At 66.1% G+C, this 18,330-nt stretch carries 15 protein-coding genes and 1 other annotated feature; of the genes, 11 read left to right on the forward strand and 4 right to left on the reverse strand.

Annotated features, from left to right (window positions below):
- Window positions 1–7 precede the first annotated feature (7 nt).
- The gene (gene kdsA / locus WBP06_RS21980; protein WP_395337218.1) at window positions 8–850 is read right to left on the reverse strand and encodes a 3-deoxy-8-phosphooctulonate synthase; all 843 of its coding nucleotides are present in this window, start codon (window positions 848–850) and stop codon (window positions 8–10) included.
- A gap of 132 nt (window positions 851–982) precedes the next feature.
- Window positions 983–3,460, reverse strand: a complete 2,478-nt coding sequence (locus tag WBP06_RS21985) for an EAL domain-containing protein (RefSeq protein ID WP_395337220.1) — start codon at window positions 3,458–3,460, stop codon at window positions 983–985.
- A 258-nt stretch (window positions 3,461–3,718) separates the two neighbouring features.
- Between WBP06_RS21985 and WBP06_RS21990 the strand changes: the two genes are divergently transcribed.
- The 9 genes from WBP06_RS21990 (at window position 3,719) to WBP06_RS22030 (ending at window position 12,493) form a co-directional block, all read left to right on the forward strand.
- Window positions 3,719–4,906 (forward strand): MaoC family dehydratase N-terminal domain-containing protein, encoded by a 1,188-nt coding sequence (locus WBP06_RS21990; protein WP_395337222.1) that lies wholly within the window; start codon window positions 3,719–3,721, stop codon window positions 4,904–4,906.
- Window positions 4,907–5,137: 231 nt separating this feature from the next.
- A complete protein-coding gene (locus WBP06_RS21995) occupies window positions 5,138–6,139 on the forward strand; it encodes an NAD(P)-dependent alcohol dehydrogenase (RefSeq protein ID WP_395337224.1) in 1,002 nt (333 codons plus the stop codon).
- 34 nt (window positions 6,140–6,173) lie between these two features.
- Window positions 6,174–6,704, forward strand: coding sequence for a nuclear transport factor 2 family protein (locus tag WBP06_RS22000; RefSeq protein WP_395337226.1), 531 nt, complete (start codon window positions 6,174–6,176; stop codon window positions 6,702–6,704).
- The gene (locus tag WBP06_RS22005) at window positions 6,701–7,597 is read left to right on the forward strand and encodes an SDR family NAD(P)-dependent oxidoreductase (RefSeq protein ID WP_395337228.1); all 897 of its coding nucleotides are present in this window, start codon (window positions 6,701–6,703) and stop codon (window positions 7,595–7,597) included. The genes WBP06_RS22000 and WBP06_RS22005 overlap by 4 nt, the downstream gene beginning before the upstream one ends.
- On the forward strand, window positions 7,587–8,165 hold the full coding sequence (locus WBP06_RS22010; RefSeq protein ID WP_395337230.1) for a nuclear transport factor 2 family protein: 579 nt from the start codon (window positions 7,587–7,589) through the stop codon (window positions 8,163–8,165). Before WBP06_RS22005 ends, WBP06_RS22010 begins: the two co-directional genes overlap by 11 nt.
- 5 nt (window positions 8,166–8,170) lie before the next feature.
- Window positions 8,171–9,073 (forward strand): SDR family NAD(P)-dependent oxidoreductase, encoded by a 903-nt coding sequence (locus WBP06_RS22015; protein ID WP_395337232.1) that lies wholly within the window; start codon window positions 8,171–8,173, stop codon window positions 9,071–9,073.
- Entirely contained in the window at window positions 9,063–10,136 is a 1,074-nt protein-coding gene (locus WBP06_RS22020; protein ID WP_395337234.1) for an AraC family transcriptional regulator ligand-binding domain-containing protein, read from the forward strand. Before WBP06_RS22015 ends, WBP06_RS22020 begins: the two co-directional genes overlap by 11 nt.
- A gap of 66 nt (window positions 10,137–10,202) precedes the next feature.
- Window positions 10,203–10,793 carry a cysteine hydrolase family protein gene (locus WBP06_RS22025; protein ID WP_395337236.1) on the forward strand — a complete coding sequence of 197 codons (591 nt, stop codon included), beginning with the start codon at window positions 10,203–10,205 and terminating at the stop codon, window positions 10,791–10,793.
- 87 nt (window positions 10,794–10,880) lie between these two features.
- Window positions 10,881–10,936 (forward strand) — a sequence feature (sul1 is cis-regulatory element that is thought to sense ions involved in sulfur or methionine metabolism; They are found in Alphaproteobacteria).
- 69 nt (window positions 10,937–11,005) lie between these two features.
- Complete coding sequence (locus tag WBP06_RS22030; RefSeq protein ID WP_395337238.1) at window positions 11,006–12,493, forward strand: SulP family inorganic anion transporter; 1,488 nt, start codon at window positions 11,006–11,008, stop codon at window positions 12,491–12,493.
- A gap of 73 nt (window positions 12,494–12,566) precedes the next feature.
- On the opposite strand, the gene WBP06_RS22035 is transcribed toward WBP06_RS22030, so the two are convergent.
- The gene (locus tag WBP06_RS22035) at window positions 12,567–14,828 is read right to left on the reverse strand and encodes an FdhF/YdeP family oxidoreductase (RefSeq protein WP_395337240.1); all 2,262 of its coding nucleotides are present in this window, start codon (window positions 14,826–14,828) and stop codon (window positions 12,567–12,569) included.
- A 295-nt stretch (window positions 14,829–15,123) separates the two neighbouring features.
- On the opposite strand from WBP06_RS22035, the gene WBP06_RS22040 reads away from it, so the two are divergent.
- Window positions 15,124–15,927, forward strand: coding sequence for a BON domain-containing protein (locus tag WBP06_RS22040; RefSeq protein WP_395337242.1), 804 nt, complete (start codon window positions 15,124–15,126; stop codon window positions 15,925–15,927).
- A 66-nt stretch (window positions 15,928–15,993) separates the two neighbouring features.
- Here WBP06_RS22040 and WBP06_RS22045 read toward each other — a convergent pair whose 3' ends face one another.
- On the reverse strand, window positions 15,994–17,601 hold the full coding sequence (locus WBP06_RS22045) for an ABC-F family ATP-binding cassette domain-containing protein (RefSeq protein ID WP_395337244.1): 1,608 nt from the start codon (window positions 17,599–17,601) through the stop codon (window positions 15,994–15,996).
- A gap of 135 nt (window positions 17,602–17,736) precedes the next feature.
- On the opposite strand from WBP06_RS22045, the gene WBP06_RS22050 reads away from it, so the two are divergent.
- Window positions 17,737–18,303, forward strand: coding sequence for a TetR/AcrR family transcriptional regulator (locus WBP06_RS22050; protein WP_395337246.1), 567 nt, complete (start codon window positions 17,737–17,739; stop codon window positions 18,301–18,303).
- Window positions 18,304–18,330 lie beyond the last annotated feature (27 nt).

Here is an 18,330-nt window from a genome sequence, read left to right on the forward strand (position 1 = left end):
TGCGGCTTCAGTCGATTTCCAGCGCCGGGAACTGCTTCACCAGCCGGTCAATTGCCTGCATCTGTTCGAGATAAGGCCTCAGGTTGTCGAGCGGAAGCGCACAGGGCCCGTCGCACAGGGCCTTGTCGGGGTCCGGATGGGCTTCCAGGAACAGGCCGGCGATCCCCACGGCGATGCCGGATCGGGCCAACACGGCCGCCTGCGTCCGCCGCCCGTCGGCGCTCGATTCGCGGCCGCCCGGCCGTTGCAGCGCGTGGGTGGCGTCGAAGACGACGGGCGCCATTGCCTTCATCTCGTCCATACCCAGCATGTCGACCACCAGGTTGTTGTAGCCGAAGGCGCTGCCGCGTTCGCACAACAGGATCTGGTCGTTGCCGGCTTCCTCACACTTGCGGATGATGTGTCGCATTTCGTGCGGGGCCAGGAATTGCGGCTTCTTGACGTTGATCACCTTGCCGGTGCGCGCCAGCGCGACGACGAGGTCGGTCTGGCGGGCGAGGAAGGCGGGAAGCTGGAGGATATCCGCCACTTCCGCAACGGCTTGCGCCTGATAAGGTTCGTGAACGTCGGTGAGGACGGGCACGCCGAAACGATCGCGCACTTCGGCCAGCACTTCCAGGCCGGCTTCCAGCCCCGGCCCGCGGAACGAGCTGATGGACGAGCGGTTCGCCTTGTCGAAACTGGCCTTGAAGACATAGGGAATGCCGAGTTCCCGGGTCAGGCGCGCGAATTCCCCGGCGACTTCCAGAACGATGTCACGGCCTTCGATGACGTTCATGCCGCCGATCAGCACCATCGGGCGGTCGTTGGCGAAAGTGACGCCCTGGGCAAGGCTGACGGCAGTGGGCAAGGGCGCTTCCTCGTCTTGGCGGGCAGGGGTTGCCCGAAGCATGGTCTGTCAGGCTCTCAGCAAGCGTGCGGCGATGGTGTCAAGCCCGGAGCCCGTCGCCGATGTGGACGCAGGCTGCCGGCCGGGCCGTTTCTATGACAGGCTGCCGACGTCGACCTCTAGATCGGTCAGGTCCACGCCGTTAAGGCTGACCACCGCCTGGCCGAGGCTGGGGGCGGATTGCGGTCGTCCGAACAGGAAGCCCTGTACCTGATCGCAGCCTTCGGCCTGGAGGAGATCGACGTGAGAGGGCGTTTCGACGCCCTCTGCCAGCACGGGCACGTCCAGGCTGCGGCCCAGCGCCAGCACCGCACGAATGATCGCCCGGGCCTGGGGCCGCTCATCGGAATCGGTGACGAACGACTTGTCGATCTTGATCTTGTCGAACGGGAAGGAGTTCAGCGTATCGAGCGAGGAATAGCCGGTGCCGAAATCGTCGATGGCGATGCTGATGCCCATGCTCTTCAGCTTGCGCAGGATGTGCAGGGCGCGCACCTTGTCGCCGATGATTGCGGTTTCGGTGATTTCCAGCTCAAGCCGGCGGGGCGAAAGTCCGGTTTCGACCAGGATCCCGGCCACGATTTCGGGCAGGTTTGCCTGGCCCAGCTGGACCGCGGAAAGGTTCACCGCCACCATCTGATATTCGGGCCAGCGGGCGGCTTCGCGGCAGGCTTCGCGCAGCACCCATTCGCCGATCGCGAAGATTTCGCCCGTTTCCTCTGCAATCGGGATGAATTCGCATGGGTTGACCAGGCCGCGAACCGGGTGTTGCCAGCGCAGCAGCGCCTCATACCCGTTGATGCGTTCGTCCTTCAGCGATCGCTGGACCTGATACAGGATCACCAGTTCATCCCGCTCGGCGGCACCGCGAAGATCGGCGGCGATCTGGCGGCGGTGGCGCGCGCTCTCGTCCATGCCCTTTTCGTAATAGCAGATGCGCTCGCCCAGATTGTCCTTGGCGCGGTACATGGCGAGGTCTGCATTGTTGCAGAGCTGTTCGCGGTCCTGCCCGTCATCCGGATAGGCAGCGACGCCGAGGCTGGCCTTGATCACGAAATCGCCCGCCTCGGACCCGGTCGTGCCATTGAAGCACGCGGCAATGCGATCGACGAAATCGGCCAACTCGTGCGTTTCGCGGAACAGGACGGTGGCGGCGAATTCGTCTCCGCCCAGACGGGCTACGCCCTCCCCTTCCTGCAGGGCTCCGCGCAGGGCCTTGGCCACGGCGCGTAGGGCATCGTCGCCGGCCGCGTGGCCGCGCGAATCGTTGATATCCTTGAAGCCGTCCAGATCGAGCACCACCAGGCCCAACCGCTCACCGGAATGGGCGGCGATCGCCAGGGCGCGGTCCACCAGGTCGTTGAACTTGCTGCGGTTTGCCAGGCCGGTCAGCCCGTCATGCAGGGCAAGATGCTGGATGCGGGCTTCGATCATTCGCTGTTCGGTGATGTCGTCGAACGTCGAAACCCAGCCGCCGTCGGGCAGCGGGCGAGAACGGACCGAAACGATGAAGTCTTCGTATTCCGAAACGTCCGGCGCTTGCGTGTGCCCTTCCAGCGCGGCTTCCAGATTGTGCAGAACCTTCGTGACGCGATGGTCCAGTTCGCCTGCCGGCGCCCGCTTTCCGATGGCGACGCGGGCCATCTCGCGCATGGTCATGCCAGCCCGCATCTCGTCCGGCGCCATGCGATACATCTCGACGAAGCGCTGGTTCCACAGGATCAGGCGGCCGTCGGCGCCGAACAGGCACAGGCCCTGGTGCATGTTCTCCAGCGCCATGTCGAGCCGGCGGCCGATAAGTTCCAGCCGTTCGTTGTTCCGCTGTTCGGAGGTGCGCCGGGCGATCTCCGCACGGCGGCTGATCATGGCCGCCGTCGCTGCGATGGCAAGCGTGCAGGCCGCCGTCACGAAGACCCAGAGCGACATCGCACGCGGGGACATCGAGGATGCGGGAGAGAAGCCGAGGCGCGAGGGGACCAGCGAGATAGCGGTCATGCCGGTGAAATGCAGCAGCACGACCGCCACCGTCATCAGCGCGGCAGCCGCCGCGCCGGTCCGCATCGAACGGCCGGTCAGGGCCAGCGGCAGCGCGATCAGGAGCGGAGCGATGGCCAGCACGATCGAAACCGCGACGTAGGCCGCATCCCAACGGATCCGCGCCGGCATTTCCAGCGCGGTCATGCCCACGTAGTGCATTGTTGCGACGCCGCCCCCCATCAGCAGCGCGCCGGCAACATAGCCGAGGCGCGATGGGTAATGCGCGGCGACGACCAGCGCCGCAACCGACGTGACCAGCACGATGCACAGCGACGTGGCGGTGCCGCCCAGATCGTACCCGACCACGAAGCCGGGGTCATAGCCCAGCATGGCGATGAAGTGAGTGGCCCAGATGCCAAGGCCGGCGACCACGCCGGCCGTCGTCAGCCAGCCGGTCTGCGCGCGCCCATGCGACCAGCGGACCTGGCGGCATAAGCGCACGGTTCCCAGCGTGGAAAGCACACAAACGAGGGCCGCCAGAAGCACTAGCGGAAAATCATGCTGATCACGGATGCAGTGCAGGATGGGGGGCATCGGACTTTCTTCGGGAATCTGCGACCTTTTGTCGATGATCTTAGGGAAAATCCGGTAGATTTGGTTAACCGACGCGCAATTTATCGCATCAATCCCGCGAACATCGGGCGAAGGCTTGATTGCAAACGGAAAAGTTCGGCCGGATCAGCGTGATGTGCGGGATTTGGCCCGGCCCGCTTTTGTCGCGATCCGTCAAGTCCTGCCGATGACCCATGCGCCACCATGGCCGCACACGCAATCGCCTGAAGGAACAAGGACATGTCGGCCAGCGAAGGCACTGCCACCATGGATATCAGCGACGTCGAATGGCGTCTTGGCCACCGCGTCGGCGGCGGCGAGCTTTGGGAGCCGTGCAACAAGACCGACATCCGCCGCTGGGTCATGGCGATGGACTATGTAAACCCGCTGCATTGGGACCAGCGCTTCGCGCAGGAAACCCGGTTCGGAGACATCATCGCGCCGCAGTCGATCTGCGTGGCGCTCGATTACGGGCACGGCAACAATCAGGCCTGCGTCGGGCGGATCGAGGGCCAGCACATGATCTTCGGCGGCGAGGAGTGGTGGTGGTACGGCACCCATGTCCGCCCCGGCGACCACCTCAGCCATGAACGCATCTTCACTGGCTACAAGCTGACCGATACCAAGTTCGCCGGTCCCACGCTGTTCCAGCGGGGCGACACCATCCACCGCAACCAGCGGGGCGATCTGGTTGCCAAATCGTGCCCCACGGTGATCCGCTATCTGGCGAAGGAAGCGGAAAAGCGCGGCATGTATGCCTCCACCGCCGGTGCACCGCGCAAGTGGACGCCGGCCGAACTGGCGGAGATCGACCAAATCCGCCGCGACTGGTTCCTTTCCAACCGAGAGGGCAAGTCCCCGCATTTCGAGGAAGTGTCGGTAGGCCAGAGGCTGCCGCGCCGGGTGATCGGTCCGCACTCGATCGCCAGCTTCACTACTGAATACCGCGCCTTCATCTTCAACATCTGGGGCAGTTTCTACTGGCAAGGCGTGGAAGGCGTGCCCGATTGCTGGGTCAATCAGGACATGGGCTGGATCGAGGGTTTCTCGTTCGACGAGGTGGGCGCACTGATCGACCCGCGCCTGCGTGATGGGCTCTACCTCGGCCCCTCACGCGGGCATATCGACGATGGCCGCGCCAGCGAGATCGGCATGCATCGCGCCTATGGCTACGGCGCGACGATGGCGGCCTGGAATACCGATTATCTGGCGTTCTGGGCCGGGCATGACGGCATGGTGCGCCACGCCAAGAGCGAATTCCGGGGCCCGGCCTTCGAGGGTGATGTCACCTATATCGAGGGGGAAGTCATTGAAAAAATAGAGAAGTCTGAATGGGGTTTCCCGGTCGTGCGCGTGGAAGTGCGGATGACCAATCAGGATGGCAAGATCGTGGTCACTTCCGTCAACGAGGTGCAACTGCCGTTCTGACCGGCGCGCGCCGGCATCGCCGGGGCGAATGCTCGGGAGTCGCGCATTTTGTCCGGATCGGTCAAGTTTTGGCCGCGCCGGGTCGCCGATGCAACGCTCTGCAGCCGCACGAGTCCGGCGCACGGGAGAGGTCTTGATGGTTTGCCGGCAATCGACATGCAGGCATTCGCCGTTCGCGCCAGCTAACCAGGGCCTGAACCTGGCTGAGCGGCCAGGCGCGGAGCATTTTCGATGAAGGCGATGCGCCTTTCCGAAGGGCGGTTGCAACTGGTCGACCTGCCGCCGGCATTGCTTCGGCCCGGCGAGGTTCGGGTTCGCGTGCATGGCGCGTCGGTGAACTTTCGCGACGGTCTGGTGATCGGCGGTATCTTTCCGTCGCCGTCCGGACTGATTCCTCTGTCGGATGGCGCCGGCGAGGTGGTGGAGGTGGGAGAGGGAGCCGGTGCGGGCGGACTTGCCGTTGGCGACCGGGTGATCAGCACCTTCCACCCCAACTGGCGCGACGGTCATGTCGATCGCGCGGAACTGAACAATTCGCCGGGTGGCCCCGCCGATGGCTTCGCGTGCGAGGAAGTGGTGCGGCCGGCGTGGCATTTCACCCGCGCGCCGGAAAATCTCTCGCTGGTGGAGGCTGCCAGCCTGCCTTGCGCGGCGGTGACTGCGTGGCGTGCGGTGGTGACAGATGGGCACGTCAGCCCCGGAGAGCACGTGCTGGTGCAGGGCACCGGCGGGGTCTCGCTGTTCGCGCTGCAGTTCGCCAAGGCGGCGGGCGCGGTGGTCGTCGCTATCGGATCGACCCCGGAAAAGCGCCAGCGTCTGCTGGAACTGGGCGCCGATCACGTGATCGACCGGCTCGCCACGCCCGAATGGGGCGATGCTGTGCTGGACCTGACACGCGGATTGGGCGTCGAGCATGTGATCGAAGTCGGCGGCCCGAACACACTGGCGCAGAGCTTCCGCGCGGCGCGGACCGGCGCGCATGTCGCGATCATCGGCGCGGTGGCGGGGTTCGACCGGGATACCATGCCCTTCGCCGTGGTGCAGGCCAAGCGGCTGTGCCTGCAAGCGGTGACCGTGGGCAGCCGGCGCGACCAGATCGAGATGGTCCGCGCGATCGAGGCGCATGACCTGCATCCGGCCATAGACCGCGTGTTTCCGCTGGTCCGGCTGGAGGATGCCATCGCCCACATGCAGTCGGGTCAGCAGATCGGCAAGATCTGCATCGAGATGTGAATTCGGACGCGATACCGAAAACGAGAGAGGACCAATGACGCCAGAAATCCAGACCCTTCTCGATCGCGAGGCGATCCGGGATTGCATTGCCCGCCTCGCTCGCGGAGAGGATCGTCGCAGCGCGGACCTGATCCGCTCCTGCTGGTGGCCGGAGGCGCGGTTCGATTACGGCGTCTACGCCGGCGATTTCGACGCCTATCTTGCCTGGGTGGTCCCCGGCGCCGATGCCATCAAGGACACGCAGCACCTGATCGGCCAGTCGGTGATCGAGCTGGACGGCGACAGCGCACGCGTCGAAAGCCACGTCTTCTCCTACCACCGCGTGGATATGGGTGAGGGAGACCGCGATACCTGCATCGGCGGCCGCTACCTCGACACTTTCGAAAAGCGCGAAGGCGAATGGCGGATCGCCGACCGGGTGATGCTCTACGATTGGGAGCAGGACTGGGGTGCCGCCGCTGACTGGTCGAAGGGCGTGATGGGCTATCCCTTCACGGCGGAGCATTTCCCGGGCCGCGCCAAAGGCGACTTTAGCGAACGCTGGTTTTCCGGAGAAACGGTATGACCGCGCCGCTGGCCGGAAAAGTCGCGCTGGTTACCGGCGCCAGCCGGGGTATCGGCAAGGGCATCGCGCTGGTCCTCGCCGAACAGGGGGCGACCGTCTACGTCACCGGGCGCACCGTTCGGGAGGGGGATTACTACCTGCCCGGCACCGTCGGCGGGACGGCGGCCGAGTGCGACGCCCGCGGCAAGGAGAGCGGCGGGCGCGGTATTGCCGTCGCCTGCGATCATGGCGACGATGCCGCCGTGGCCGCGCTGTTCGAACGGATTGCCGCCGAGCAGGGGCGGCTCGACATCCTGGTCAACAATGCCTTCACCCTCTCCGACGATCTGCTTGAACCCAAGGGTTTCTGGGAAAAGCCGCTCTCCAACCTGGAGATGTGGGACGTGGGCGTGCGCTCCAACTACGTCGCCGCCTGGCACGCGGCGGGGATCATGGCGCCGCAGAAGTCGGGGCTGATCGTCGCGATTTCCGGCTTCGCGGCCGTCACATACACCTACAGCGTGATCTTCGGCACCTCCAAGTCGGCGGTGGACCGTATGGCGCGCGACATGGCGATCGAATTGGAGCCGCACGGCGTCGCCTCTCTGACTCTGTGGCAGGGGCTGACCTTGACCGAGAAGGCCAGGGACAACCTTGCCAAGATGGGTGACAAGATGACCGCCTCGATCACCCAGATGCATGGCAGCAGCGTGGAGCATCCCGGCCGCGTGATTGCAGCGCTGGCCGCCGATCCCGATGTGATGAAGCGCTCTGGTGGCGAGTTCGTCACTGCCGAACTCGCGCAGGAATACGGGCTGACCGATGTGGACGGGCAAGTGATCCAGTCCGCCCGCGCCTCGCGCGGATCGCCGATCTGGAAGCCCATTGCGGAGGTGAACTACCGTGGCAAGTGAAGCACCCCCTAAAGCCCTCCGGGACCGCGCGGCGCGGCTGGACGAACTGCTGGACAAGCAGGATATCCTTGAATGCCTGGCCCGCTTTTCGCGCGGAATGGACCGGTTCGACCGCGAAACTTACCTCTCGGCTTTCTGGGACGATGCGACGATGGCGGCTGGGCCTTTCGTGGGCTCTGCGGTGGATTGCTGGGACTGGGCGGTGCCGATGCACGAGGCCGGCCAGATTCTGACCCATCACGCGCTGCTCCAGACCACCATCGACCTCGACGGCGACAGCGCACACACCGAAACCTACTACCAGTTCGTCGGACGCAATCGCGATGAGAGCCTGTGGATCGCCGGCGGCCGCTATATCGACCGTCTGGAGCGGCGGGACGGAGTCTGGAAGATCGCCCTGCGGACCAACATCATCGAATGGGGCTGCCTGCCTCCGCCGATGCCGATCCCCTTCGCGGACGTGCCGGATATCGCACTGAACGGCGTTTCCAGCCGCAGCAACGACGATCCGTCCTACCAACGCCCGCTCGTCAACCGGCGCGCGCCCAGCAATCCGGCGAAGGGGTGAGCAAGATGGCGCGGATATCGGACGGACTGGTGGGCAAGGTCGCGGTTGTTACCGGCGCCACGCGCGGCATCGGTAAAGGCATCGCCTTCGCCTTGGCCGAACATGGCGCGACCGTCTACGTCACCGGGCGGACCACCGGGGCGGGGCAGAGCCCGCTACCGGGCACGCTGGTTGAAACCGTGGAGGAAGTGAACGCACGCGGCGGCAAGGGCGTCTCCGTCGTGCTGGACCTCAAGGATGATGACCAGATCGCGGCGCTGTTCGATCAGGTGCGCCGCGACGAAGGGCGGCTCGATATCCTCGCCAACAACGCCATGGCCATTCCCGATGCGATGACCCGGCGCGACGGGTTCTGGGAAAAGCCGCTGGGCGAGTGGGAGATCTGGGATACCGGGATGCGTGCGGCCTATATCGCCGCCTGGCACGCCGCGCGGATCATGGTGCCGCAGGGTTCGGGACTGATCGCGGCGCTGTCCGGCTATGTGGGTGCGACCTACACTTACGACGTTGTGTTCGGCACCACCAAGACCGCGACCGACCGGATGATGCGCGACATGGGCCACGAGCTGCGCGACACCGGCGTCAGCGCCGTCTCGCTCTGGCAGGGCTTCACCTATACGGAGCGCGCGGTCGAAAACCTGAAGACGGTGCCCGGCATGGCCAGCCAGCTCAACAGCGCGGTCGGTTCCTCGCCCGAGTTTCCCGGGCGGGTCATTGCCGCGCTTGCCATGGATTCGGCGGTAAAGGCGCGGTCCGGCGGCACCTTCATCAACGCCGAACTCGCCGCCGAATATGGCGTGACAGACAAGGACGGCCGCACGATCCCTTCCTTGCGGGAAACGCGGGGAAGCCCGCTGTGGTCCGCCGGCGACACCACCTGGAAACGGGCCGAGGGGTATGGCGGATAGCGATCCGCTTCCGCGCGCGATGCCGGAACCGGCGTCGGAGAAGTTGCAGGCGCGGCTCTTGCGGCATTTCCCCCGGTTGGTTCGCAGCCTTGGCGGGGATCCGGCATCGCTGCTGGCGGCCGTGGGGCTGGATGCCGCCGCTTGCGATCGGGCAGGCGCGGCCACTTGCCACCAGTGGGTCGCGCTGCTGGAGCGCGCGGCGGTGGTGCTGGGAAAACCGGACTTCGGTCTGCTTTTGGCCTGCGAGCAGGGCGATTCCGATGTGTTCGGGCCGCTGGGCGCGGTGATGCGCAATTCGCGGACTTTGGGTGACGCGCTGAAGTACGTGGCGACCCATAATGCCGCGCACAGTCTGGCCGTGCGCGTCTGGATGGGGCGATCGGCGTCGGGCGCGCATGTCTTCATGGGCCATGACCTGCTGGGCGAGGAACTGCCCAATCGCAGTCAGGCGATCGAGCAGGCGCTGCTGGCCGGGCATCTGGGCGCGGTCGGGCTGACGGGAGGCAGGGCGCGCGTCCGCCGCGTCCACTTCCGGCATGAGGCGCTGTCGCCGCGCGCGACCTATCGCCGGCATTTCGGCTGCGATGTCCATTTCTGCCAGAACGAGGACGGCGTGGTCTTCTCTCTGGACGATCTGGCGCAGCCCATCGTCGCCGCCGATGCCGACGCGCTGGGCGACGTGGTTGGCCATGTGAACCGGCACTTCGATCGCAAACGCCCGCCGTTCCATGCCCAGGTGCGCGGCGTGATCATGCAACTGCTATGGACGGGTAACTGCGCGAATGAGGATGTGGCGCGCGAGCTGGGCCTTCATCCCCGCACCCTGCACCGCCGGTTGCATGAGGAAAACTGCGCGTTCCAAGCGATCAAGGATGAAGTCCGGCGGGATTTCATGCTCTATTACCTGCGTCAGACGGACATGCGCTTTTCCCGCATTTCGGAAAAGCTGGGCTTTGCCGAACAGTCCGTGATGTCGCGCTTTGCCCGCGTCGCCTTCGGTGCTTCCCCACGCGAGATCCGGCGGCACCGCGATATCGCGCCGGACCACCGCACGGCCCATTGACGGGGGCCGGCGCCCGGCTCATCGGGGGGCGACCCATCTTACTTTGCCGGCTCATTGGGGGAACGGATGCCAAGCCCGATCAAGACGCTGTTCCTTGTCATGGACATGATGAACGACCTCGTTGCCGAGGATGGCTTCAGCGCGCAGACTTACGCGGTGCAGGTGAAGGAACGCGGCGTGCTGGAAAAGACCCGCGCAGCGATCGCCGCCGCCCGGGCGGCCGGCGCGCTGGTGGGCTATGTGCGTGTGGGCTTTTCGGCCGATTACCGCGAGGCGCCGGCCAATTCGCCGATCTTTTCCGGCGCGCGCAAGAACGGGATATTCCAGCTGGGCACGCGCGGGACCGAGATTCATCCCGCGTTGGCCCCGCAGCCGGGCGATTTCGATATCGTGAAGCATCGCGTCAGCCCGTTCTACGCCACGTCGCTGGAAGCGATCCTGCGCGCCCATCGGATCGAGCGGATCGTCATGTCCGGCGTTTCGACCAACGGTGTCGTGCATTCCGGCGCGCGCGAGGCGCATGATCGGGATTACGACGCGGTGATCCTGGAGGACTGCTGCGCAGGCGTTTCTGCCGATGAGCACATGCATGCGCTGGCCTGCCTGGGCCGCTATGCCCGGATCGTTTCCAGCACCGAGTTCGATTGGGCCGCCTGACAGGAGCGGGGCCCTGGCAGGATCGGGGGCAGGATCGGGGCGGGGCTTGCAATCCGGCCGATCCAGCGGTTAGAGAGGCGCTATTCGCAAGGACCCGGTGAAATTCCGGGTGGCTATTCCGGCCGCCGATCCGCCGGACAACGCACTTCGCAAGCTATCGAATCTGCCCGCACGCGCTGGCGGCTTGCGATTTTCGCGGACCTCTCGAACCCATGAATTCACAGTCTTTCGCCCGCTATCGCGCCGAATGGTTCGGCGGCTTTGGCGCTGCCCGCCGCGATCTTCTGGCCGGCCTGGTGGCCACTTTCGCGCTCATTCCCGAAGTGATCGCTTTTTCCTTCGTGGCTGGTGTCGATCCGCAGGTGGGCCTGTTCGCCTCCTTCGTGATCGGCATCGTCATTGCCATCGCGGGCGGGCGGCCGGCGATGATCTCCGGCGCGGCCGGGTCGGTTGCGCTGGTGGTGGGCGCGCTGGTCCATGCCCACGGGCTGCAATACCTGCTGGCCGCAACGGTGCTGGGCGGGGTCTTGCAAGTGGTGTTCGGCCTGTTGAAGCTGGATGTGCTGCTGCGCTTCGTCTCGCGTTCGGTGCGCACCGGGTTCGTCAATGCGCTGGCGATCATGATCTTTTCGGCGCAAGTGCCGCAGATGCTGGGCGTCACCTGGCATACTTACGCGATGATCGCGCTGGGCCTTGCCATCATCTATCTTGCCCCGCGGGTGACCAGGGCGATCCCGTCGCCGCTGATCTGCATCCTGGCCCTGACCGGCATCGCCATGGCTTTCCCGATGCCGCTGCATACGGTGTCCGATCTGGGTGCCCTGCCGTCCTCGCTCCCATCCTTCGCATTTCCCGCCGTGCCGTTCGACTGGGCGACCGTGCAGATTGTTGCGCCCTATTCGCTGGCGATCGCGGCGGTGGGCCTGCTGGAATCGATGATGACCGCCAGCGTGGTGGACGATCTGACCGAGACGACCAGTTCCAAGGCGCGCGAATGCACCGGGCTTGGCCTTGCCAACATTGCGGCGGGCCTGTTCGGCGGCATCGCCGGGTGCGGCATGATCGGCCAGACCGTGGGCAATGTCCGCTATGGCGGGCGCGGCCGGCTGTCGACGATGGCGGCGGGCGTGTTCCTGCTGGTGGTGCTGGTGCCGCTGCGGCCGTGGGTGGCGCAAGTGCCGGTGGCGGCGCTGGTGGCGATCATGGTCATGGTGTCGGTCAGCACGTTCTCGTGGGGATCGCTGCGCGATCTGGGTCGCCATCCCAAGGTTTCCGGCGCGGTGATGCTGGCGACCGTGGTGGTGACCGTCGCCACCCACGACCTTGCCGCCGGGGTGGCCGTCGGCGTGCTGCTGAGCGGGGTGTTCTTCGCCTTCAAGGTGACGCGGATGATGGATGTGGCGATCACTTACGATGCCCCGTCCGACACCCGGATCTACACCGTTTCCGGCCAGATCTTCTTCGCCAGCGCGGATATCTTTGCCGATCGCTTCGACCTGTCCGACAGCGCGCGCCGCGTGCAGATCGACCTGACGAAGGCCCACCTGTGGGACATCACCGCCGTCGGTGCGCTGGAAGACGTGGTTGCCAAGTTGCGCCGCCACGGCATCGCCGTCGAACTCTTCGGCCTGAACGAAGCGAGCGCCATACTGGTCGATCGGCACGCTCCGCTGGTCCGCACGGAGCCGGCTTCGGCCTGATTTTGCGCGGCGCACTCAAGCGTACCTTAACGGCACCTGGCGTGACATGGGAAGCCGCAACGCGCGGCAGTCTTCAGGCCGCCGCGCGAAGCGTTACCGGGATCGATTTGTAGGCCGGCGTCCCGCTGGCGGGATCATGATCGGACAGCGGGACGAGGCAGTTCGCCTCCGGATAATAGGCCGCCAGCGATCCGCGCGCGATGGCGTGGGCGATCACCGTGAAGCCGCGCAGCACTGCACCGCCGGCCGCTTCCACGTCCACCACATCACCATGGGCAAGACCCATTTGCGACAGGTCCACCGCGTTGGCGAAGATCACGTCGCGCCGGCCGGTCACGCCGCGATAGCGATCGTCCAGCGTATAGATCGTGGTGTTGTATTGGTCATGGCTGCGGATGGTGGTCAGCAGCAGCCGTGCGGTGCCGCGCTCGTCGACATGGGGGTGGGCCAGGAACTGCGCCTTGCCGCTGGGGGTGTTCCACAGGCGCTTGTCCGGAGCGATAGTCAGGCGAAAGCCGCCGGGGTCGCGCACGCGCCGGTTGAAATCCTGGAAATCGGGGTAGACCGCCTCGATCTTGTCGCGAATGCGGTCGTAATCGGTGACGAGGGCATCCCAATCGACCTTGCTGGCCGGCATCGTCGCTTTCGCCAGCCCGGCAACGATGGCCGGTTCGGAGCGCACTTCCGGCCCCGGGGACGAAAGCTTCCCGCGTGAGGCGTGGACCATCGACATGCTGTCCTCCACCGTCACCCATTGCGGGCGGCCATCCTGAAGGTCCAGCTCGGTCCGGCCGAGGCAGGGCAGCACCAGCGTCTCCTTCGCGGTAAGCAGGCAGGTGCGGTTGAACTTGGTGAGGATGTTGACCGAAAGGTCCAGCCCGCGCACGGCGGCGAAGCAGGTTTCCGGATCGGGCATGGCGACGGCCAGGTTGCCGCCCAGCGCGATCAGCGCTTTCGATTGCCCGGCGCGCATCGCCTGCAGGGCTTCCACCGCGTTATGGCCCTGTTTGCGGGGGCTTTCGATCCCGAAAGCCGCATCCAGCCGCTGGAGCATGGATTCGGCAGGGATTTCGGTAATCCCCACTGTGCGGTCACCCTGCACGTTGCTGTGGCCGCGCAGCGGACATATGCCCGCGCCCTGACGCCCGAAATGGCCGCGCAGCAACAGCAGATTGGCAATGGCCTGGACATTCTGAGTGCCGTGGCGGTGCTGGGTGATGCCCATGCCATAGCAAACGATCACCCGTTCGGCCCGCATGTAGACCTCAGCCATTTCGACAATGGCATCGCGGCTGAGGCCGGACGAGGTCTCGATCCAGTCCCACGACGTGGCATCCAGATCGGCGCGGAGCGTTTCCAGCCCCTCGGTATGTTCGGCGATGAAGGCGTGGTCCAGCGCGTCGACCTCGATCACCCGCTTCATCATGCCCTTCAGCATGGCCAGATCGCCGCCGATCTTCACCTGGTGATAGGCGGAGGCGAGCGGCGTCGCGTGGCCCGGGCGCAGCATTTCGGTGGGATGCTGGGGGGACTTGAACCGTTCCAGCCCGCGTTCCCGCATCGGGTTGGCGACGACGATCGGCACGCCCCGCTTGGAGGCTGCGGCCAGCGTGGAGAGCATGCGCGGGTGGTTGGTGCCGGGATTGTGGCCGATGCAGAAGATCGCATCGGCATGGTCGAAATCCTCCAGCGTCACCGTGCCCTTGCCGACGCCGATCGACTTGGGCAGGCCGACGCTGGTTGCCTCGTGGCACATGTTCGAGCAGTCGGGGAAATTGTTGGTCCCGAACTCACGCGCGAAAAGCTGGTAGAGGAAGGCGGATTCGTTGGAGGCGCGGCCGGAGCAATAGAATTCCGCCTCGTCCGGATGGTCGAGCGCGCGCATCGCCGCGCCCGCCCGCAAAAAGGCCTCGTCCCAGGTCACCGGGACGAAGTGGTCGGTCTTGGCATCGTAGCGCAGCGGATGGGTGAGGCGGCCGGCGTCTTCCAGCTGGTGATCGCTCCATTGCCACAGTTCGGATACCGTGTGGCGGGCGAAGAAGTCCGGATCGACGCGTTTGACCGTGGCTTCCCAGGTCACTGCCTTGGCGCCGTTCTCGCAGAATTCGAACGAAGAGGTGTGCTTGGGATCGGGCCAGGCGCAGCCGGGGCAATCGAACCCGTCGGGCTGGTTCATTTCCAGCAGCGCGCGGGTGTGCGTGCTGGTCTTCATCTGCTCGCGGATCGCGCGGGCCACCGCGCCCAGCGCCCCCCAACCGCCGGCCGGCCCGGTATAGTCGCCCACGCCTTCGACGGTCTCTCCAACCGAAATCGCGTCGTCCGTAGCCTCTGCCATTGCAAGCGTCCCTCAGGAGAACCGGCCTCGGGGGAGGCCGCCTGCGCCACTATACCACCGCGATGCCGCGAAGCCATTGCCCGCAGCGCATTTTCGGGTGCGTTGGGCGCGATGGGCGTGGCGGGAAACGATGCGCGGAATTTTCGCTTTCAGCCGCCGATTTCTGGAAAGAATCGCGCGCTGTTTCGTTTTCCTATCGGAGCATGACGCAGCGACTTTCGGGGCTGCTTTGAGCGCCCCTTTAGCACCCCAGCCGCTGCGCCGCGTGACGGACACGCAATCGAGGAGAGCAGCGATGAACGGACGCGATTCAGACCCTCGCAACCGGCAACCGGGAGGTGGTTCCGGCAGGGGCCCCGGTGGTGGAGGGGGCGCCGAAGGGCGCTGGGACATTCCGCGCCAGCCGGGCCAGTGGCAGGATGACACGAACCGCCAGGCCGGTGGCTTCCGGGATCAGGACGATGCGGCCCGCGCCGCCGCCCGGCGGTTGGAGGCGGAGGACGAGGAACGCCGGCGGAGCGGGCGCGAACCGCTCTATCCCACCCACAATTTCGACGCTTCGGGCGGCAACAGCTTTGCCGATTTCACCAGCGAGGATTACGGCGGGCGCGATTTCTCCACCCAGCGCGGCATGTATGGCGGGGGGATGCACCCCAGTAACAGCTACCGCCCGACCTTCAGCTTCCGTCGGGACGATTACGGCGACTGGCGCGAATATGGCGAAAGGCGGGGATTCCTGCGCCGCGCCGGGGACGAGATCGCCAGCTGGTTCGGCGATCACGAAGCCGCCCACCGGCGCGAGGAGGACCACCGCCAGGACCATCGCGGCAGGGGGCCGAGCGATTATACTCGTTCGGACGAGCGCATCCGCGAGGATGTGAACGACGACCTGACGCGGGACCGTCAGCTGGACGCCAGTCACATCCGCGTTTCGGTGAGCGAGGCGGAAGTGACGCTGGACGGACTGGTCCTCAGCCGTGAGGACAAGCGCCGCGCGGAAGACATTGCAGACCATGTTTCCGGTGTGCGCCATGTGCAGAACAATCTGCGCGTCGATCCGGCGGCAAGTCTGGGAAGCCATACGGTGTCAGGCCTCTGACGGGCCTGCCGGCCGGTCGGGGAGGGCGGACATCGTGCCTCCCCGACCGGCGAGACCGCTATCGCGTTACAACGGCAGGCGCCGGGTGATGCCGATCGCGTCCAGAAATGCCTCGTCATGGCTTACGACGAGCAGGCATCCGTCGTAAGCGCGCAGGCCCGCCTCGACCGCGGCAATGGAATCGAGGTCGAGGTGATTGGTCGGTTCGTCCAGCATCAGCAGTGGTGGGGGCCGGGTGCCGCCCAGTACGCAGGCGAGCGCGGCGCGCAGCGTCTGGCCGCCCGATAGCGTGCCGACCGGGCGATCCGCCGCCGCCGCGCGGAACTGGAAGCGGGCCAGGGCAGCCCGACGGGCGTTTTCGTCCATGCCCGAACTGGCATGGGGGTTCAGGCGGGCAAAGTTCTGCTCGATGGTTTCCGCGGGATCGAGCAGCGACAGGCGCTGGTCCAGGAAGGTGAAAGGCACCAGCGCCTCGGCCGACCCCGACCATGGGGTCAGGCGCCCGGCGATCAGCGCCAGCAGGGTAGACTTGCCGGTGCCGTTCGGGCCAGTGATCGCCACGCGTTCCGGCCCGGTGAGGGTGAAGGTCAGTCCCCGCAGCAGCGGCGCTTCGGGGGCATGGCCGAAATCGAGGTCGCGCACTTTCGCCACTTGCCGTTCGGCGGCCAGTCCGGTTGAGGCCAGCGAGACCGACAGCGTTTCCAGCCGCTCTACCTTGCCCTTGGCCTCATCCAGCGCCTGCGCGGCGGTGGCTTGCATCCGGTCGGCCAGACGCGCGTTGTCTCCGCCGGACTTTTCCGCACGATCGCGGCGCAGGCCGGCGACGATGCGGGGCATGTCGCCCTTCGCGGCCTTGCGGCTGCCGGCCGCGTCGCGGCGCTGCTGGCGCTCCACCGCCACTTGCGCCTTGCGGCGGACTTCGCCGATGCGGCGCTCCGCCACCGCAAGATCAGCCTCGGCAGCAGCGAGTTCCACTGCCTTGCGCTCGCGATAGGCGCTCCAGTTGCCGCCATAGCGGGCAGTGCCCAGCGTGGTCATTTCGACGATGGCATCCATCGTTTCCAGCAACTCGCGGTCGTGGCTGACCACCACCGCGCCCGCGCGCCAGCCTTCCAGCAGGTCCCGCACGGCGCGGCGCCCTTCGCGATCCAGGTCATTGGTGGGTTCGTCCAGCAGCAGGAAATCGGGCTGCGCGAAGACCGCACCCGCCAGTGCGACCCGCGTGCGCTGGCCGCCGGACAGCGTGACGAGGCGGGTGTCCGGCGCCATGTCCAGCCCCACTTGCGACAACGCCTCGGCCACGCGGGCCTCCAGCGTCCAGTCGGCCTCGGAAAGCTCGTCCATGGTGGCGGTGCCGGCCTCTGCCCGTTGCAGCACGGAGAGGGCGGGGGTGACGTCCATCAGGTCGGCAATGGTCTCTTCGGCGGAGACTTGCACGATCTGGCGCATGGTGCCCACGGTGCCGGAGCGGACGATGCGCCCGCGTTCCGGCTCCAGCGCGCCGGCCAGCAGGCGCAGCAGCGTGGACTTGCCCACGCCGTTACGGCCGACGATCCCGGCGCGCTCACGCGTGAAATCGACGGAAAGATGGGAAAGGACGGTGTGGCCATCGGGCGTGGACCACGAGACATCGGCCAGAGAAAGGGCGCGCGAGGGCGGGGATATGGATGACACGAGACAAAGTTTCCCTGAAGGCAAGGCAAAGGGCAGCGCGGGGCTGCGGCGTTGCGGTCAGGGGCGGATCACATTGTTTCGAATCGCTCGCTTTGAGTTATTGAATGACCGTTCCGTTAAACCTATGTGGCGCTCATGGCAAGACCCAGAACCTTCGATGTAGACGCCGCGCTGGATGCGGCCATCGCCGTTTTTCGGGAGCATGGCTACGAAGGCACGTCGGCGCAGATGCTGGTTTCCGCCATGGGGATCGGGCGGCAGAGCCTGTACGATACCTTTGGGGACAAGTGGCAGCTCTATCAGCAGGTGCTGCGCCGCTACGTGCTGGCGGAAGGGCAGGCGCATCGCGCGGCCCTGAAGACCGGCCCGCGGGCGGTGGACGGGATCGCGGCGATGGTGGCGCGGGTGGTGCGGGAGGCGGACGTGGCCTGCCTTGGCGTTGGCTCCATCGCGGAATTCGGGTGCTCCAACCGGGAACTCAACACCATCAATGCTGCGGCCGAGCGCGCCCTGCGCGCGGGCATCGTCGCGCAGGTTCAACAGGCGCAGGAGGAAGGCGATCTGGCTGGCTCGGTCGATCCCGATGCGGCGGCGACCTATCTGATCGCCAGTTTCGCCGGCATCCGGCTGGCGGCGCGCGGCGGGGCGGATTCGGCCCATCTGGAAGGTCTGGGGGCGATGGTCATGCGCGCCTTGCGATAAGGGCGCCCCTTTTTTTGCTCTTTAATG

This window comes from Novosphingobium mississippiense (assembly GCF_044029535.1).
Lineage (GTDB): Bacteria > Pseudomonadota > Alphaproteobacteria > Sphingomonadales > Sphingomonadaceae > Novosphingobium.

What these genes read in the sequence shown, in the direction of transcription:
- WBP06_RS21985 (WP_395337220.1), bottom strand. Translation starts at nt 3,460, where the DNA reads ATGCCCCCCATCCTGCACTGCATCCGTGATCAGCATGATTTTCCGCTA.
- WBP06_RS21990 (WP_395337222.1), top strand. Translation starts at nt 3,719, where the DNA reads ATGTCGGCCAGCGAAGGCACTGCCACCATGGATATCAGCGACGTCGAA.
- WBP06_RS21995 (WP_395337224.1), top strand. Translation starts at nt 5,138, where the DNA reads ATGAAGGCGATGCGCCTTTCCGAAGGGCGGTTGCAACTGGTCGACCTG.
- WBP06_RS22000 (WP_395337226.1), top strand. Translation starts at nt 6,174, where the DNA reads ATGACGCCAGAAATCCAGACCCTTCTCGATCGCGAGGCGATCCGGGAT.
- WBP06_RS22005 (WP_395337228.1), top strand. Translation starts at nt 6,701, where the DNA reads ATGACCGCGCCGCTGGCCGGAAAAGTCGCGCTGGTTACCGGCGCCAGC.
- WBP06_RS22015 (WP_395337232.1), top strand. Translation starts at nt 8,171, where the DNA reads ATGGCGCGGATATCGGACGGACTGGTGGGCAAGGTCGCGGTTGTTACC.
- WBP06_RS22020 (WP_395337234.1), top strand. Translation starts at nt 9,063, where the DNA reads ATGGCGGATAGCGATCCGCTTCCGCGCGCGATGCCGGAACCGGCGTCG.
- WBP06_RS22025 (WP_395337236.1), top strand. Translation starts at nt 10,203, where the DNA reads ATGCCAAGCCCGATCAAGACGCTGTTCCTTGTCATGGACATGATGAAC.
- WBP06_RS22030 (WP_395337238.1), top strand. Translation starts at nt 11,006, where the DNA reads ATGAATTCACAGTCTTTCGCCCGCTATCGCGCCGAATGGTTCGGCGGC.
- WBP06_RS22035 (WP_395337240.1), bottom strand. Translation starts at nt 14,828, where the DNA reads ATGGCAGAGGCTACGGACGACGCGATTTCGGTTGGAGAGACCGTCGAA.
- WBP06_RS22040 (WP_395337242.1), top strand. Translation starts at nt 15,124, where the DNA reads ATGAACGGACGCGATTCAGACCCTCGCAACCGGCAACCGGGAGGTGGT.
- WBP06_RS22050 (WP_395337246.1), top strand. Translation starts at nt 17,737, where the DNA reads ATGGCAAGACCCAGAACCTTCGATGTAGACGCCGCGCTGGATGCGGCC.